Annotated in this window: 16 protein-coding genes and 1 pseudogene; 7 read left to right on the top strand and 10 right to left on the bottom strand. The window is 72.6% G+C overall.

Annotation, left to right across the window (positions count from 1 at the left end):
• Positions 1–55 precede the first annotated feature (55 nt).
• Positions 56–802, top strand: coding sequence for a TetR family transcriptional regulator (locus tag ACZ5NH_RS04080; RefSeq protein WP_468772870.1), 747 nt, complete (start codon positions 56–58; stop codon positions 800–802).
• 158 nt (positions 803–960) lie between these two features.
• Positions 961–1,380: a Zn-ribbon domain-containing OB-fold protein gene (locus tag ACZ5NH_RS04075; RefSeq protein ID WP_388625505.1), complete on the top strand. Its 420-nt coding sequence runs from the start codon at positions 961–963 to the stop codon at positions 1,378–1,380.
• 98 nt (positions 1,381–1,478) lie between these two features.
• Here the strand turns inward: ACZ5NH_RS04075 and ACZ5NH_RS04070 are convergent, their stop codons facing one another.
• Together ACZ5NH_RS04070 and ACZ5NH_RS04065 are read right to left on the bottom strand one after the other, a co-directional pair.
• Complete coding sequence (locus ACZ5NH_RS04070; RefSeq protein ID WP_388625503.1) at positions 1,479–1,865, bottom strand: PPOX class F420-dependent oxidoreductase; 387 nt, start codon at positions 1,863–1,865, stop codon at positions 1,479–1,481.
• A gap of 46 nt (positions 1,866–1,911) precedes the next feature.
• Positions 1,912–3,090, bottom strand: a complete 1,179-nt coding sequence (locus ACZ5NH_RS04065) for a MalY/PatB family protein (RefSeq protein WP_468772869.1) — start codon at positions 3,088–3,090, stop codon at positions 1,912–1,914.
• A gap of 145 nt (positions 3,091–3,235) precedes the next feature.
• On the opposite strand from ACZ5NH_RS04065, the gene ACZ5NH_RS04060 reads away from it, so the two are divergent.
• Both ACZ5NH_RS04060 and ACZ5NH_RS04055 read left to right on the top strand, forming a co-directional pair.
• Entirely contained in the window at positions 3,236–4,066 is an 831-nt protein-coding gene (locus tag ACZ5NH_RS04060; protein WP_468773082.1) for an SAM-dependent methyltransferase, read from the top strand.
• Between the two features lie 134 nt (positions 4,067–4,200).
• Positions 4,201–5,592 (top strand): S1 family peptidase, encoded by a 1,392-nt coding sequence (locus ACZ5NH_RS04055; RefSeq protein WP_468772868.1) that lies wholly within the window; start codon positions 4,201–4,203, stop codon positions 5,590–5,592.
• A 97-nt stretch (positions 5,593–5,689) separates the two neighbouring features.
• Here the strand turns inward: ACZ5NH_RS04055 and ACZ5NH_RS04050 are convergent, their stop codons facing one another.
• Entirely contained in the window at positions 5,690–5,875 is a 186-nt protein-coding gene (locus ACZ5NH_RS04050) for a hypothetical protein (RefSeq protein ID WP_468772867.1), read from the bottom strand.
• A gap of 99 nt (positions 5,876–5,974) precedes the next feature.
• Complete coding sequence (locus ACZ5NH_RS04045; RefSeq protein WP_468772866.1) at positions 5,975–7,123, bottom strand: ROK family protein; 1,149 nt, start codon at positions 7,121–7,123, stop codon at positions 5,975–5,977.
• A 136-nt stretch (positions 7,124–7,259) separates the two neighbouring features.
• Between ACZ5NH_RS04045 and ACZ5NH_RS04040 the strand changes: the two genes are divergently transcribed.
• Positions 7,260–8,462, top strand: a complete 1,203-nt coding sequence (locus ACZ5NH_RS04040) for a Gfo/Idh/MocA family protein (protein ID WP_468772865.1) — start codon at positions 7,260–7,262, stop codon at positions 8,460–8,462.
• Between the two features lie 42 nt (positions 8,463–8,504).
• On the opposite strand, the gene ACZ5NH_RS04035 is transcribed toward ACZ5NH_RS04040, so the two are convergent.
• Positions 8,505–9,200 carry a L,D-transpeptidase family protein gene (locus ACZ5NH_RS04035; RefSeq protein WP_468772864.1) on the bottom strand — a complete coding sequence of 232 codons (696 nt, stop codon included), beginning with the start codon at positions 9,198–9,200 and terminating at the stop codon, positions 8,505–8,507.
• A gap of 113 nt (positions 9,201–9,313) precedes the next feature.
• Positions 9,314–9,913, bottom strand: coding sequence for a maleylpyruvate isomerase family mycothiol-dependent enzyme (locus tag ACZ5NH_RS04030; RefSeq protein ID WP_468773081.1), 600 nt, complete (start codon positions 9,911–9,913; stop codon positions 9,314–9,316).
• An 11-nt stretch (positions 9,914–9,924) separates the two neighbouring features.
• Between ACZ5NH_RS04030 and ACZ5NH_RS04025 the strand changes: the two are divergent.
• Both ACZ5NH_RS04025 and ACZ5NH_RS04020 read left to right on the top strand, forming a co-directional pair.
• Positions 9,925–10,807 (top strand): annotated as a pseudogene (locus ACZ5NH_RS04025) (LysR family transcriptional regulator).
• Between the two features lie 166 nt (positions 10,808–10,973).
• Entirely contained in the window at positions 10,974–12,362 is a 1,389-nt protein-coding gene (locus ACZ5NH_RS04020) for a pyridoxal phosphate-dependent decarboxylase family protein (protein ID WP_468772863.1), read from the top strand.
• Positions 12,363–12,366: 4 nt separating this feature from the next.
• Here the strand turns inward: ACZ5NH_RS04020 and ACZ5NH_RS04015 are convergent, their stop codons facing one another.
• The 4 genes from ACZ5NH_RS04015 to ACZ5NH_RS04000 form a co-directional block, all read right to left on the bottom strand.
• On the bottom strand, positions 12,367–13,155 hold the full coding sequence (locus ACZ5NH_RS04015) for an SDR family NAD(P)-dependent oxidoreductase (protein WP_468772862.1): 789 nt from the start codon (positions 13,153–13,155) through the stop codon (positions 12,367–12,369).
• Positions 13,156–13,204: 49 nt separating this feature from the next.
• Positions 13,205–13,834 carry an MBL fold metallo-hydrolase gene (locus ACZ5NH_RS04010; RefSeq protein ID WP_388625480.1) on the bottom strand — a complete coding sequence of 210 codons (630 nt, stop codon included), beginning with the start codon at positions 13,832–13,834 and terminating at the stop codon, positions 13,205–13,207.
• A complete protein-coding gene (locus ACZ5NH_RS04005; protein WP_468772861.1) occupies positions 13,834–14,919 on the bottom strand; it encodes an S-(hydroxymethyl)mycothiol dehydrogenase in 1,086 nt (361 codons plus the stop codon). The genes ACZ5NH_RS04010 and ACZ5NH_RS04005 overlap by 1 nt, the downstream gene beginning before the upstream one ends.
• Before the next feature lie 633 nt (positions 14,920–15,552).
• A complete protein-coding gene (locus ACZ5NH_RS04000) occupies positions 15,553–15,858 on the bottom strand; it encodes a hypothetical protein (RefSeq protein ID WP_468772860.1) in 306 nt (101 codons plus the stop codon).
• Positions 15,859–15,880: the final 22 nt, after the last annotated feature.

Genomic DNA, 15,880 nt, shown 5'->3' with positions numbered 1-15,880 from the left:
CTACTCGGACTGCACTGAGTGTCATATGGCTCATCCGAGTGCTACGTTCCCCTCCATGAGCTCCAGCAGCGCGGCGCCGGCCGTGAAGCCGCCGATGCGCGATGCCCTCGTCGCGGCGGCCTTCCAGCTCTTCCTGGAACGCGGGTACGAGCAGACCACCGTGGACGACATCGTGGCCCTGGCGGGGGTCGGCCGGCGTTCGTTCTTCCGCTACTTCCCCTCCAAGGAGGACGTGGTCTTCCCCGACCACGAGCGCTGCCTGGCCGATATGACCGCCTTTCTCGCCGCGAGCGAGGAGGAGCACGAGCCGGTGCGCCGGGTGTGTGACGCGGCCCGGCTGGTGCTGGGGATGTACGCGGAGAACCCGGCGTTCTCCGTGCAGCGCTACCGCCTCACCAAGCAGGTGCCGGGCCTGCGGGCCTACGAGCTGTCGGTGGTGTGGCGTTACGAACGCGCCCTCGCCGAGTACCTGCGCGGACGGTTCGCGGGCCGGCCCGACGGAACACTGCGGGCGGATGTCATCGCGGCCGCCGTGGTCGCCGCGCACAACAACGCCCTGCGCTCGTGGCTGCGTTCGGACGGTCTGGGCGACGCGGGAGCGGCCGTGGACCACGCGCTGGGGTATGTGCAACGGGCGTTCGGGCACACGACCGAGCCGGTCGCGGCGCCTGCCCGGATCGAATGGCCGCCGGCCGGCGGGGCGGAGGGCGGTCCCGAGGACGTGGTGGTGCTGGTGTCCCGCCGGGACGCCCCGCTGTGGCGGGTGGTGCAGGAGCTGGAGACGGCACTCGGTCGCACCTGACACCCCCTTCCCGCAGATTGGGGGTACGCAGTGCCTTTACGAGTGACACTGAGTGCCATACTCTGTCGGCGTGCACGGTGGCACGGCTGCCGCGCACGCGTGTGCCCGGTGCGCGCCGGACACGCGGGATTCCGGCCGAGCGCAGGGAGTTGACCAGCGTGTACCACCACTCAGCAAGCGCCTCGCATCCGGCGGCCGGTTCCGCGGCGGGTGTTCTCGACCCCGTCTCCGCGGACTCCAGGGACGCCATCGTCTTCCAGCGGTGCACCTGGTGCGGCACCGCGATGTACCACCGGCTGCTGTGTCCGGTGTGCCAGGGCAGCGAGCTGCGCACGGAGCGCAGCGAGGGCGTCGGCACGGTCCGGCACTCCACCGTGGTGCACCGCAACACGCCCGCGGCACGCAATGTCTCACTGATAGAGATGGCCGAGGGGTTCGTCGTACGGGGCCGGGTCATGGGCCCGCCGATCGGCATCCACAGCGGCGACCGGGTCCGGCTGTCCACCGCCCAGGATCCGGTGCGGGGCGAGCCGGTCTTCCAGCTGCTGGACGAGCCGTACCGGGGCGCCTGGACCTGACGGCACCGCGCCGCCGTCCCCGGCGCCTCGGCTCCGGGGGCAACTCCCTTGCGGGAGCAGGCTCGATTCCGGGCGGCCCGCACTCCGCGGGGGTCGCCTCACTCCGCGAGGGTCACCCGGATCCCGACCGTTCCGTCCAGTCCGCGCCGCAGCCGGCTGCCCAGCAGGGTGAGGCGGCCGACGATGCCGTACTTGCGGGCGATGAGGTCCCGGTAGCGGGCGGTGGTGGCGGCGTCGGTGATCTCCGCGGCGGCCGGCACCTGGTCGCCGGTGGGGTTGCCGCGCAGGTCGCAGGGGCCGACCAGGACGTCGGCGCGGCGGCGGATCCGCTTGACCTTGAAGCTGTCGGCGGTCGTCCAGACGCCGAGGGTGTCACCGTCCCGGACCACCCACACCGGGGTGGCGACGGGGGTGCCGTCCCTGCGATGGCTGGTGACCAGCAGGTACTTGCCGGAGCCGAGCCGGTCCAGCCGCGTGTCGTCCATGCACGGCAGTCTAGGAGGCCGTACGGCTCGTGCGCGCACCGCTCGGTCATGCCAGGGCCGCGGCCATGCGCCGTACCCCCTCGGTGAGGATGTCCGGAGAGGTCGCCAGGTTCAGCCGTACGTGCCCCGCGCCGCCGGTGCCGAAGGGCAGGCCCGAGCTGAGGGCGACCCGGCCGCGGTCGAGGAAGACCTGTGCGGGGTCGTCGCCGAGGCCGAGGGCGCGGCAGTCGAGCCAGGCGAGACAGGTGGCCTCGGCGGGGTGCAGGCGGATCGCGGGCAGCTGCTCGGCGAGCAGGCCGGTGAGCAGTCGCCGGTTCGCCTGAAGTCCGGTGAGCAGGGCGTCGAGCCAGCCGGTGGCCTCGCGCAGGGCGGCGGTGTGGGCGATGACGCCGAGGTGGCTGGGGCCGTGGCCGACCTCCTCGGGCAGCCGGTCGAGGTCGGCGGCGGCCTTGAGTCCGGCGAGGGCGAGGGCGGCTTTGAGACCGGCCAGGTTCCAGCCCTTGGAGGCCGACATCAGGGACAGGCCGCGTTCGGCGCCGGGCACGCTCAGGTACGGCACGAAGGTGACGCCGGGGAAGACGAGCGGGGCGTGGATCTCGTCGGCGACTACCCGGACGCCGTAGCGCTCGGCGAGGGCGGCGACGGCGGCCAGTTCGTCGGCGGTGTGCACGGTGCCGGTGGGGTTGTGCGGGCTGCACAGCAGGAAGGCGGCGCGGCCGGTCCCGGCGGTCGCCTCCCGGAACGCCTCCTCCAGGCCGGCCGGATCGATGCGCAGGCCGGGGCCGAGCGGGGCTTCGACCACCCGGCGCTCCATGTGCGTGACGAACTGGAAGAACGGCGGATACACCGGCGGGTTGACGATCACCGGATCGCCGGGCCCGGTGACCAGTTTGAGCATCTCGACCACACCGAGCATCACGTCCGGAACGATCGCGGTGCGCTCGACGGCGATCCCGTCCCAGTTCCAGCGCGCGGCGGCGAACGCGGCCAGCGCCTCGGCGTAGGCGGTGCCGGCGGGGTATCCGGTGTCGCCGAGGGCGAGGGCGTCGGTCGCGGCGCGGACGACGGGTCCGGCGAGGGGTACGTCCATCTCGGCCACCCACAGCGGCAGCACGTCCTCGGGGTAGGTGCGCCACTTCATGCTGGTACGGCGGCGCAGCTGCTCCAGGCCGAGGGTGCGCAGCGGGTCGGGTTCGCCGGGAACGGCGTGCGGGATGCGGGTCATGGGGCTCACGATAGGAGCCCGTGCGGGGCGCGCGAACGACCGGAACGCCCGGGAGCCGAGCCCATATCAACTCGGGCGCCCGGATCGCGTCTTGAACGGTGTGTCCCTCGTCCGGCAACTCATCCGTACCCAGGAGCTGACCCACGTGACCGACAACCCGGCAGCCACCGGCGACGCGTCCGTGTCGCTGCGTGCCCGTATCGACACCGGCCGGCCGCACACCGCCCGGATCTGGAACCACTGGCTCGGCGGCAAGGACAACTACGAGGTGGACCGCGCGGCCGGCGACCGCATCCGCCAACTGCACCCCGGCATCGGGGAGTACGCGCGTGCCGACCGGCTGTTCCTGGGCCGTGCGGTGCGCCACCTGGTCGGCGAGGTGGGCATCCGGCAGTTCCTGGACATCGGGACCGGGCTGCCCACCGCCGGCAACACGCACGAGGTCGCCCAGCGGATCGCGCCCCAGGCGCGGATCGTGTACGTCGACAACGACCCGCTGGTCCTCGCGCACGCGCGTGCCCTGCTGACGAGCACGCCCGAGGGCCGTACCGACTATCTGGACGAGGACCTGCGCAATGTCGAGGCGATCCTCGAACACGCGGCGAGGACGCTGGACTTCAACGAGCCGGTGGCGCTGATGCTGCTCGGCGTGGTCATCTTCATCGGCGACGACGAGGACCCGTACGGCCTGGTGCGGCGGTTGACGGACCGGTTGCCGGCCGGCAGCCACCTGGTGCTGTCGCACACCGTCACCCACCCGGCGATGCCGGACGTGGACGAGGCGGTGACGTTCTGGAACGAGCACGGCACTCCGAAGCTGACCCAGCGCACCCCCGAGGGCGTGGCCCGCTTCTTCGACGGTCTGCAACTGCTGGAGCCCGGTGTCGTGTCCTGCTCGCGCTGGCGCCCGCAGGACGACCACGGGGCCGAGCCGGAGGAGGTCGCGATGTTCGGCGGGGTGGCCCGCAAGGGCTGAGCCCTGCCCTCCGAAGTCGAGCGCTGAACGCCCGGGCCCCCGGGCGCGTATGGAGGTACGGGCCCTCGACGACCCGAGGGTCCCGCGCCGCCGGCACGGGCGGCGCGCGTTCGGTTCGGCTTCGGGAGCCCTGCATGCGGCACGCACGACGACGGATCGTCAGGCGGGTGACACGCCTGGCGGCGGTCGGCGGACTCCTCCTGGGCGGCGCGATGGTCGCCCAGGCGGCCATGGCGAGCGAGACACCCCCGGCCGCGGCCAGGCCGCTCGCCGCGTCGGGCGCATCCGGCGCCGGGGGCACCGGGACCGCGCTGGTGGCGCGGCTCGGCACGGCACGGACGGCGGGCAGCTGGATCGGCGCCGACGGGCGGCCGGTCGTGGCGGTGACCGACGAGGCGGCGGCGCGGGAGGTGCGGCGCGCGGGCGCCGAGGCGAAGGTCGTGGCGCACAGCATGAACGAGCTCAAGTCGGCGACGGCGACGCTGCGTTCGGCGCCGCGGGTGGCGGGTACCGCGTGGGCGGTGGACTACCGGACCAACCGGGTCCTGGTCAGCGCGGACAGCACGGTGTCCGCGAGCGACTGGTCCAGGATGAGCCAAGTGGCCGCGAAGGCGGGGAGCTTCGTGCGGATGGAGCGCACGAAGGGCACGTTCACCACGCGGCTGAACGGCGCCCAGCCGATCCTGTCGACGGGGGGCCGCTGCTCGGCGGGGTTCAATGTGACGAACGGGCAGAGCGACTTCATTCTCACGGCCGGCCACTGCGGTCCCGCGGGATCCACCTGGTTCGCCGACAACCAGGGGAATCAGCAGCTCGGCCGGACGGTGGCCAGCACCTTCCCCGGCAATGACTTCTCGCTGGTGCAGTACGCCTCCGGCAGGGCCGGTGACGGCGCCGACATCGTCGCGATCGGCGGCGGCAACGGAGTGCGGATCACGGGGCTCGCCGATGCGGCGGTGGGACAGCGGGTGTTCCGCAGCGGCAGCACCAGCGGACTGCACGACGGGACGGTCACCGCGCTGAACGCGACCGTCAACTACCCCGAGGGGACGGTCACCGGGCTGATCCAGACCAATGTGTGCGCCGAACCCGGCGACAGCGGCGGGCCGCTGTTCTCCAACGGGATCGCGCTCGGTGTGACCTCGGGCGGCAGCGGTGACTGCACGACGGGCGGGACGACGTTCTTCCAGCCGGTGACGCGTGCGCTGGCGGCGCTGAACGTGAAGCTGATCGTGTCGGCGCAGAACGCCGGTGGTGCCGCCGGGAATGCGTCCCCCTCCCCCGCGCCGTCCGCCTCGGCCGCGCAGGGCGCGGTGGCGCCGAACGCGGCCTCGCCGGGTTCCGCGGCGCCGGTGACGGGCGCGCAGGGCGAGACGCTGCTGGCACGGCTGACGGACACCCGGAACCTCGGCCCCGGGCTGCTGGTCATCGCGGGCAGCCTGATCGCGCTGGTCGCGACCCGCTACATCCGGGCCGAACAGGACCGCAAGGCCTATCAGCGCTACTACTCGGCGACCTGGGGCTGACGCGGGCGACGGGGTGACGCGGGCGACATGAGAAGGGCACCCGTGCGCTCACGGGTGCCCTGAAGGTAAGGGTATGGTGCGGTCCGCGCGAGGTCGGTCAGGCCGCCCGCTGCGACCGCGGGGCCGCGGCGGCCCACTCCATCACGAGGCGCTGGTACTCCGCGCGCTGCTCGGTGGTCAGTGTCCCGCCCGACCGGCGCCACAGGGCCCTGATCTCCTCGTTGACCTCCGCGGCCGAGCGCTCGGGGGCGGCTTCAACATTGGTGGACATGCTGTGAAGCATATGCCGATCGAGGTGAAGGCGCTGTGAGTAAGTACACCCGAGGCGGACATTCCGGACGCGGTGCTCATCACGTCGATGTGTCAAGCCTGGGACGGGAGTTCACACCGGGCCCTCACCCAGTACCAGCACCTGGATCGCCAGCACCGCGGCGCCGCGTGCCCAGTCGTGGAAGTCGGACACCTTCGTCTCCAGGTCGACCGGGTCGGCCAGTGGATGCCGGTGGGCGCCGATCGTCTCGCGGACCGTGTTCCCGGCCACATCCATCAGGCCGACCCCCTCTCCGGCGAGCAGGATCTTCTGCGGCATCGCCAGGTTGGCGATCTGCGCGACGAGGGTACCGAGGGCCCGGGCGGCCTCGTCGATCACCCGGGTGGCCATGGGCTCGCCCGCGGCGGCGCCGGCGAGGATCTCCTCGTAGCTGGCGTCACGGCCGGTGGCGGCGCGGATCTGGTACTCGATGCCGGGGATGGTGAGCAGCGACACGGCACTGCCGCGTGCGCCGCTCGGGGTGAGCGGGCCGTTCGGGTCGATGATCCAGTGATGGCCGAAGCCGTGGCCGTCCTCCGCGAACGGTACGCGCCTGCCGCCGAGCACCAGCCCGTACCCGATCCCGGCGCCGATCGTCAGGACGGCGAAGCGGTCGAGTCCGCGGCCGGCGCCGAACCACGCCTCGGCCTCGACCAGGGCGGCCACGTCGTTCTCCACGACGACCGGCATCCCGGTGCGCTCCCCGACCAGCGCGGCGAGCGGAACGTCCCGCCAGCCGAGGAACGGTGACTCGGCGACCACCGCGCGTTCGCGCACCAGGCCGCCCACGCCGATGCCGATGCCCGCGGGGGCGGGGTGCCCCTCGGACAGGGTGGCCGCCAGCTCCGCGAGCAGTGCGGCGACGGCGGCCGGGTCGTGTGTGACGAGCGACCGGTCGAGCCGTGCGGTCACCTCGCTGCGCAGGGTGGTGACGACGCCGTAGACCATGTCCCCGGTGATCTTGAAGCCGAGGAAGGAGCGGACGTCGGCCACGACGTCGAGCGGCTGTGACGGACGGCCCTGGCGTGCCTGGGCCGGGCCGGCCGTCCCGGAGCTCTCGGCCAGCAGCCCGGACTCCAGCAGCGGCTTGGTCAGCCGGGTGAGACTGCCCTGGGAGAGCCCCAGTCGCCGGGCCAGCTCGGTGCGGGACAGCGGTCCGTGCACGAGCACCTCGATCGCCACGGAGCGCTCCGCGGGGCTCAGCGGCAGCCAGCTGGTCATGGACCCGACCCCTCCTCATCTTTCGTTTTCTTTAGACTCAGAAGTAATCACCCCAACACTACGCGGTTGAGGTGCGTCGCAGAACATCCAGCCCACCTCTTGACGGTGTGATTCTTCCGCATCAAAAGTAATCGGCATGACTTCCTCTCTCGGTATCGTCGGCGCCGGACAGTTCTCCGGTCAGTTCGCCACGCTGTTCCAGGCCCATCCCGGCGTCCGTGACGTCTACGTCACCGACCTGCTGCCCGAGCGGGCCGAGCGGCTCGCCGCCGCGCAGGGTCTCGCCGGCACCTTCCCGTCGTACGAGGCCATGCTGGAGTCGAAGGCGGTCGACGCCGTCGCGGTCTTCACCCAGCGCTGGACGCACGGCCCGCTGGTCCTCGCGGGCCTCGGCGCGGGCAAGCACGTCTACTCCGCCGTCCCCATGGCGATCACCGCGGAGGAGATATCCGCGATCATCGACGCGGTACGGGCGACCGGGCTGACGTACATGATGGGCGAGACCAGCCAGTACAACCCGGCGACCGTGCACGCCCGCAACCAGATCGCCCAGGGTGCCTTCGGCCGGCTCTTCTACGCCGAGGGCGACTACGTGCACGACATGGACCTGGGCTTCTACGAGGCCTACCAGTACAGCGGCGGCGACAACTGGAAGACGACGGCCAGCTATCCGCCGCTGCTGTACCCGACGCACTCGGTGGGCGGGGTGCTCGGGGCCTGGCGCACTCACGCGGTGAGCGTGTCGGCGATCGGGGTGCGGGACGATCGCGGTGACGGCGTTTTCGATCGTTCGGTCAGCCAGTTCGACAACGACGTGTCCAACGCGACCGCGTTGTTCGAAGTCGCGGGCGGCGGATCGTTCCGCACGAACGAGTTCCGGCGGGTCGGCTATCCCTCGCACATCCGCGAGTCCCGGTTCCGGTTCTTCGGTACGGAGGCCAGCATGGAGCAGCTGGCGACGGTGGCACTGTGGCAGGACAAGAACGGGGTGAAGGACATCAGCGAGCTGCTGGAACCCAAGCCGACCCTGGCCCCCGACGATCCGTCCCTGGCGCACATCGCGCCGGACCTGCGGGCCGCCTTCACCTCGGGTTCGGCTCCGGTGCACGAACGGGCGCGGCTGCCGCGGGAGTTCGACCACCTGCACAACGGTCACGAGGGCAGCCACCACTTCCTCGTGGACGACTTCGTCACCGCGGTCAACACCCGCTCGCTGCCCTCGGTGAACGCATGGGTGGCCGCCCGCTACACCCTGCCGGGCATCGTCGCGCACGAGTCCGCGCGGCAGGGCGGGGCCCGGCTGCCGATCCCCGACTTCGGGGACGCGCCGGAGGCGTGACGGTCCGGGCGGCGACGGACTCGGGTGCCGCCCGGGTGGTGATCAGGTGCCCGGCTTGCGGCCGTACACGAAGACGTCGTCGCCCGTCTTCAGCAGCGACCAGTACGCCTTGGCGTCCTTGGTCGTCATGTTGACGCAGCCGTGCGAGCCCGGCGGGTTCCACATGCTCAGGTTGACCGAGTGGAAGGCCTGGCCGCCGTCGAAGAACTGGCTGTAGGGCATCGGCACGTTGTAGACGGTCGAGACGTGGTGGAGGTCCCGCCAGTAGATCTTCTTCAGGCCGGTGCGGGTGGTGTAACCCTTGCGGCCGGTACGCACGGGGACCGGTCCGTAGACGAGTTTCCTGCCGTCCTGGATCCAGGTCAGCTGGAGCGTGAGGTTCACACAGGCGATCCGGCCCTTGTTCACCGGGCACGCGCCGTCCTTGTTCGGATTGTTCCCGACGGCCTTCTGCTTGTTCATCAGGTCCATCACGCCCCAGGTGACCGGACCGGCGTAGCCGATGTCGGGCACGATGCCGTGCTTGTCCTGGAAGGCCTTGATGGCCTGGCAGTCGGCGGCGGACTGCTTGCCGTCGACCGGCAGGCCGAGGAACTTCTCCACCTGCTTCTGGTACGGCCCCGTCTGCGTGGTGCAGCTCGCGGCCTGGGCCGGTGCCGCGGTGAAGGCGAGCGTGAGCGGCGCCACCAGTCCCGTGACGCCCAGCACGACGACACCCCGTCTGCGTATGTCCCCCATGTGCAACCCCTTCTCCCCAACTCGCCCAGGGCCTGCCCCGGGTGCTCCCCTGCGCGATGCCCGCGATCTCGGACTACTAGACCTGCGCGGGGGTCCGGGGGTTGTGGTTCCGGTCAGGCTGTGACGAAACGGTGAACTTCCTCGCCGCGCAGCCGGCCGGCGGGCAGCTTGCGGCCGTACGCGACCAGCAGGAGGTCCTGGCCTCGACCGTGAAGGGGGGCGCCGGAGCCGAAGAACCAGTCGACGTCGTCCGCGCACAGCCGGACGCCGGTGAGGTCGGTGCCGAAGATCCGGAACGCGCGCGGGTCGACGGCGTCCAGCAGGATCCGCAGCCGGTCCTCGGGTACCTCTCGGTCCAGCCCGAGGGCGACAGTGACGTCCAGGCCGTGCACGACGTCGTGGCCGAGGGCCGCGGCGAGGCCGCCGACCGGGGGCGTCCAGGGGTGGTGGGCATGGGTGCACAGGAACCCGGCGAGTACGGCGTCCGGGTGGGCGGCCGCGTCCCGGCCGGCGAGCCGGTCGGTCACGCGGTGCAGGCTGCCGCGCGCCTTGACCAGCTCCACCAGCACCCGCGCCGTCGGATGGCGGAACCCCATCGACATGTGCGCCACGACCTCCCGCACCCGCCACCCCGCGCACAGACTGGGCGCATTCCACTGCTCGGGCGTCAACGCCTCGAAGAGATCGGCCAGTTCTCGACGCTCGGCGGCGATGGCGGCGGCCGTTGCGGCCCTGTCTGCTGCGGTGTCTGCTTGCCGGGTTCACCCGGGCCGCGGCACGGCTGCGTCTGGCCCAGCCCGGGCTGAGCGCGCAAGTACGGCAGCTGGAGCGGGAGTTGGGACAGCCGCTGCTGGACCTCGGGCCGCTCCGTGCGGCCGACGGAGGTGGGTGAGGCCGTACTGCCGTATGCGCGGGCCGCGCTCGCGGCGGTCGACGGGGTGCGGCAGGCGGTGGCGGAGTACACCGGCCTGCTGCGCGGCCGGGTCGCCGTCGGTCTGGTCCCCGGCACCCTCGCGCACCCCTTCGACCTGGCCGGACAGCTGGCGGACTTCCACGAGGCGCACCCCCAAGTGGAGGTCACACTCACCGAGGACACCTCCGACCGGATGCTGGCCGCGCTGCGCCGTGGCGAGCTGGACCTCGCGGTGGCCGGTGTCGCGGAGGAGGCGCCGCCGGGCATCGCGCACCACGTGGTGATCGACGAGCCGCTGGTCGCGGCGGCCGTCCCCGGACACCCCCTGCTCGCCGAGTACGACGGCTGCGCCGCCGTTCCGCCGGCGGCCCTGCGCGGGCACCGGCTGATCGGCCTGCCGCGCGGGACCGGGGTGCGCGGTGTCCTGGAACGGCTGTGCGCCGAGGCGGGTTTCCGGCCGCACATCGCGTTCGAGGCGGCGACGCCGGACGCGTTGGGCCAGCTGGCGGCTCGCGGGCTCGGGGTTGCTGTCCTGCCCGGTCTCGGCCCCCGGCCGGGCCTCACCGTCCTCCCCCTGCAGGACCCACGGGCACGCGGCCGGGTGGCCCTGGCGTGGCGGGCGGAGGGGACGATGCCGCCGGCGGCGCGAGAGCTTCTCGGGCGACTGCGGGAGGGGATGGGCGGGGGCGGCTGAGCGCCGTCCGGAGGGTCTGGCCGTTGCCGGGTACGGGTGCACGGGTGGCTGGTCGCGCAGTTCCCCGCACCCCTTCCGGGCGCTCGTAGCTGCGCGCTCCCGTCCAGTCCACTTCCCCGGAATTGGACCGGGTCCGCGGCTGCCCCGTCCCTCTAGGCTGCGGCACATGCACCCCACCCTCGCCGAGGATCTCTCCCGGCTCCCCGAACTCCTGCAGTCCGCCCGCGATGTCGCCGTCCGCGAGGCGGCGGGGCTGGCCGAGCGGCCGGTCGCCGCGCCCGGCGGGGCGCCCACGCGGGCTCCGCTCCCGGAGGACGGCGCCGGCGGGGAAGCGGCGCTCGCACGGTTCGCCGAGCGGTGGGCGCCTGGGTTCTCCGGCTCCGCCGGCCCCCGCTACCTCGGCTTCGTCACCGGTGGCGCGACCCCCGCGTCGGTGGCCGGGGACTGGCTGACCTCGGCGTTCGACCAGAACCTGTCCGGGGCGGGCGGCTCCTGGGCGCAGGAGCTGGAGCGGGAGACGGTGGCCTGGCTGCGCGAGCTGTTCGGGCTGGGCGAGGCGCACAGCGGGGCGTTCGTGACCGGGGCGACCGCCTCCAACACGGTCGGGCTGGCGATCGGCCGGGAGTGGCTCGGCGAGCGGCTCGGTGTGGACGTCTCGCGGGAGGGCGCGGCGGCGCTCGGCCCGGTCGAGGTGCTCTCCGGCAGCCCGCACTCCAGCGTGACCAAGGCGATGTCGGTGCTGGGGCTGGGCCGCGACCGGCTGCGGAAGGTGCCGCTGCTGCCCGGCAACCGGGAGGCCGTGGACGTGGCCGCGCTGGAGTCGGCCCTCGCGGACCTGGACGGCCGGCCGGCGATCGTCGTGGCGAACGCGGGCACCGTGAACACCGTCGACTTCGACGATCTGCGGGCGATCGCCGCCCTGAGGGAGCGGTACGGCTTCTGGCTGCACGTGGACGCGGCGTTCGGCGGCTTCGCCGCGCTGTCCCCCGAATACGCCGCGCTGGTCGACGGTCTCGACGCGGCCGACTCGGTCTGCGTGGACCTGCACAAGTGGCTCAACGTCCCCTACGACGCGGCCGTGCAGTTCACCCGCCGCCGCGACCTTCAGGTCAGGGTGTTCCACAACGCCTCCCCCTATCTCGGCCTGCCCGCCGACGAGCCCGACTTCCTGCATCTGACCCCGGAGAACTCCCGGCGGCTGCGCGCCCTGCCCGCGTGGTTCTCGCTGGTGGCCTACGGACGTGCCGGGCATCGCGAGATCGTCGAACGGAACGTGACCCTGGCGCGCCGGCTCGGCGCGGGCATCGACGCGCTGCCGAGCCTGAGACTGCTGGCACCGGTCCGGCTGAACGTCGTGTGTTTCACCCTCGCCGAGGACCCCACGCAGGAGCGGGTCGACGCACTGGCCCGGGCGGTCGCCGATTCGGGTGAGGCGTATGTGACGCCGACGGTGTACGGCGGGGTGCCCGGGCTGCGGGCCGCGTTCAGCAACTGGCGCACCACCGAGGCCGACACCGAGCGGGTGCTTCAGGTGCTGGCGACGGCCTCGGGCTGACGGTTCAGGGGTGCTGCAGGGCCGCGCGGAAGCCGGTGTTCACCGCGGTGAGTCCGCCGTCGACCACCAGGGTGGTGCCGGTGATCCAGGCGGCGTCGCGGGAGGCGAGGAAGGCGACCGCGGCGGCAATGTCCTCGGGTTCGCCGACCCGGCCGAGCGGGTAGAGCGGGCGGATCGCAGCGAGTTCGTCGTCTCGGCCCTCCCACGCCGAGGTGCGGACCGTGCCCGGCACCACGAGGTTCACCCGCACGCCCCGGCCCGCCGCGTGCCCGGCGAGGGTGCGGGTGAGCGAGCCGAGGCCCGCCTTGGCGGCGCTGTAGGCGTGGTTGCCGAAGTCCTGCTGCCCGTTGACGGAGCCGATGCCGACGATCGCGCCGCGTCCGGAGGCGGCGAGGTGAGGCAGGGCGGCGCGGCAGCAGCGGTAGGCGCCGGTAAGGGTGACGTCGAGGTCCTGGGCCCATGCCTCGTCGGACTCCTCCTCGAAGAGCGGGGCGTCCGGGGTGCAGTGGGCGGCGCAGTTGACCAGCACGTCGAGTGAGCCGAACGCGGCGACGGCGTGGGCGACGGCCGCCTCCACCGAGCCGCGGTCGGCGGTGTCGCACGCCAACGCCTCGGCGACCAGTCCCTGTTGGCGCAAGCCGGCGGCGGTCCGTTCGGCCTCGGGCAGGTCCCGGTCGGTGACCAGGACCTGCCCACCCTCCTCGGCGAGCCTCCGCGCGACGGCGGCGCCGATGCCGCGGGCCGCGCCGGTGACGAGAACTCCGTGTCCTGAGAAGCGGGTGTGATCGGTCATGGGGTGACCGTACGGCCCGGCGAGTTCTGTCGGTATCGCCGGCGCGGTCTCAGTGGCCGCGCCGGATCCATTCGTCCAGGTGCGGTGCCTCGGCGCCGATCGTGGTGGCGTCGCCGTGGCCGGTGAGGACCTTGGTCTCCGGTGGGAGGGTGAGGAGTTTGTCGCGGATGGAGTCGATGATCGTCGGAAAATGCGAATAGGTGCGTCCGGTGGCGCCCGGGCCGCCCTGGAAGAGGGTGTCCCCGGTGAAGACGGTGCCGAGGCCGGGGTCGTACAGGCAGACGGCGCCGGGGGCGTGCCCCGGGGTGTGCAGCACGGTCAGGTCGGCGCCGGCCGCCTCGATGACCTGGCCGTCCAGAAGGTGCCGGTCGGGGTCACGGTGCGGGTGGGTCGTCTTCCACAGCGGCAGGTCGTCGGGGTGCAACCAGATGGTGGCGCCGGTCAGGTCGGCGAGTGCGGGGGCGGCGTTGATGTGGTCGTTGTGGGCATGGGTGCACACGATGGCGATCAGGCGCCGGTCGTCGACGGCACGGGCGATGGCCTCGGCGTCATGGGCGGCGTCGATGACGATCACCTCCCGCTCGTCGCCGACGATCCACACGTTGTTCTCGACGTCCCAGGTGCCGCCGTCCAGGGTGAACTGCCCGGAGGTGACGAGGCGTTCGATGCGTACGGTCATCAGAGGACCACCACCGAGCGCAGCACGTCGCCGTGGTGCATCCGCTCGAAGGCCTTCTCGACCTCGTCCAGTTGGATCGTCTCGGAGACGAACGCGTCGAGCGGCAGCCGGCCCTGCAGGTGCAGGTCGATGAGCATGGGGAAGTCACGGGAGGGCAGGCAGTCGCCGTACCAGCTGGACTTCAGGGCGCCGCCGCGGCCGAACACGTCCAGCAGGGGCAGTTCGAGCTTCATCTCGGGGGTGGGGACGCCCACGAGGACGACGGTGCCGGCGAGGTCGCGGGCGTAGAAGGCCTGCTGGTAGGTCTCCGGGCGGCCGACGGCCTCGATGACGACGTCGGCGCCGAAGCCACCGGTCAGCTCGCGGATCGCCGCGACCGGGTCGGTCTCGCCGGAGTTGACGGTGTGGGTGGCGCCCAGGGTGCGGGCCTTGTCGAGCTTGCGGCCGTCGATGTCCACGGCGATGATCCTCGCCGCGCCGGCGAGGCGGGATCCGGCGATGGCGGCGTCGCCGACGCCGCCGCACCCGATGACGGCGACGGAGTCGCCCCGGCCGACGCCGCCGGTGTTGAGGGCGGCGCCGATGCCGGCCATGACCCCGCAGCCCAGCAGGCCGGCGACCGCCGGGGAGACGGCCGGGTCGACCTTGGTGCACTGGCCGGCGGCGACGAGCGTCTTCTCGGCGAACGCGCCGATGCCCAGTGCGGGCGAGAGTTCCGTACCGTCGGTCAGGGTCATCTTCTGCTTGGCGTTGTGCGTGTCGAAGCAGTACCAGGGCCGGCCGCGCAGACAGGCCCGGCACTGTCCGCACACGGCCCGCCAGTTGAGGATCACGAAGTCACCGGGTGCCACATCGCTCACGCCCTCGCCGACCGACTCCACGACACCGGCGGCCTCATGGCCGAGGAGGAAGGGGAAGTCGTCCGAGATGCCGCCCTGCTTGTAGTGCAGGTCGGTGTGGCAGACACCGCAGGCCTGGACGCGCACCACGGCTTCGCCCGGCCCCGGGTCCGGCACCACGATCGTCTCGACCCGTACGGGCTCGTCCTTTCCCGGTGCGATCACGCCGCGCACTTCCTGCGCCATGCTCTGGCCCCTTCCTCGAATGCCTTCGCAGCCGACCCTACGCGCGACCGATCGGTAGCGGGGCGGACGCCTCGCCGGGCGCGCCCGGCGAGAACGGAGTGCGCACCGCGGCCCGGAACAGGACGTGAACTCCTGGACGTGTTCCCGGTGTTCGCCGACGCGCTGGACGACCTCTGCGGGCGCCTCGATCCGTATCTCCCCACGCTCCACCCGGGTGCGCCACGCCTCTCCCTGGTGTCCGACGGCACCGCCCGTCCGGTGGGCGCGGAGACCGCCGAGCCGGAGTTCTGGGGCCGAGGCCGTACCGACCGGGAGGCAGTCCGGGAGACATTCCGGGAGCAGGCGGGTGAAGCCCGTCACCCGCGCCCAGTTCGAGCCAGGTGCGGACTCCGGTCGCGGTGCAGCCGGCCGACCCGCCTCCGCGAAGCGCAGCGGCTCTTTCGCGCTGTCCCGGGACTGGGCGGCGCTGCGGTCGGGGCCGAGCGCCGGCTCCGGGGCCGTACAGGGGTGAGGGCCGCCACCGGGGTCGTACAGCGGCTTGGGCCGCTTCCGGCGACCGTGCGGCACTGAGGGCCGCCCCGCCGGGAACGGCCCTCGCGCAGGTGTCCTGCGCCCCTCGTGTCCGCGTGCGGGTCAGGCCTGGACGGCCGGCAGCAGGCCCGTCACGGGTGCCACGAGGTCGGTGACCTGGTGCAGTTCGTTCAGCCGGTTCAGCTGGCTGACCCGGTTCAGCGAGCGCACCTGCTGGGAGACCCGCGGGACCTGCGCCTTGTGCTGGGCGGGGATGTCGCTGACAGTGAGCGAGTCGAGCACGGCCATGGGGTTGATCTGCCCGGGGTGCGGTGCGCTCGCGCCGGCCGCGTTCGCCAGCGGTGCGGCAAGGCCCGTGACCCCGGCGGCGAGGCCGAGGGCGGCGACGATACGTCGTGTTGAGATCATGTTCTCAGCAACGGCCGCGGAC

It is taken from the genome of Streptomyces sp. NPDC031426 (assembly GCF_055581585.1).
This window is presented reverse-complemented; position numbering and strand designations above follow the sequence as displayed.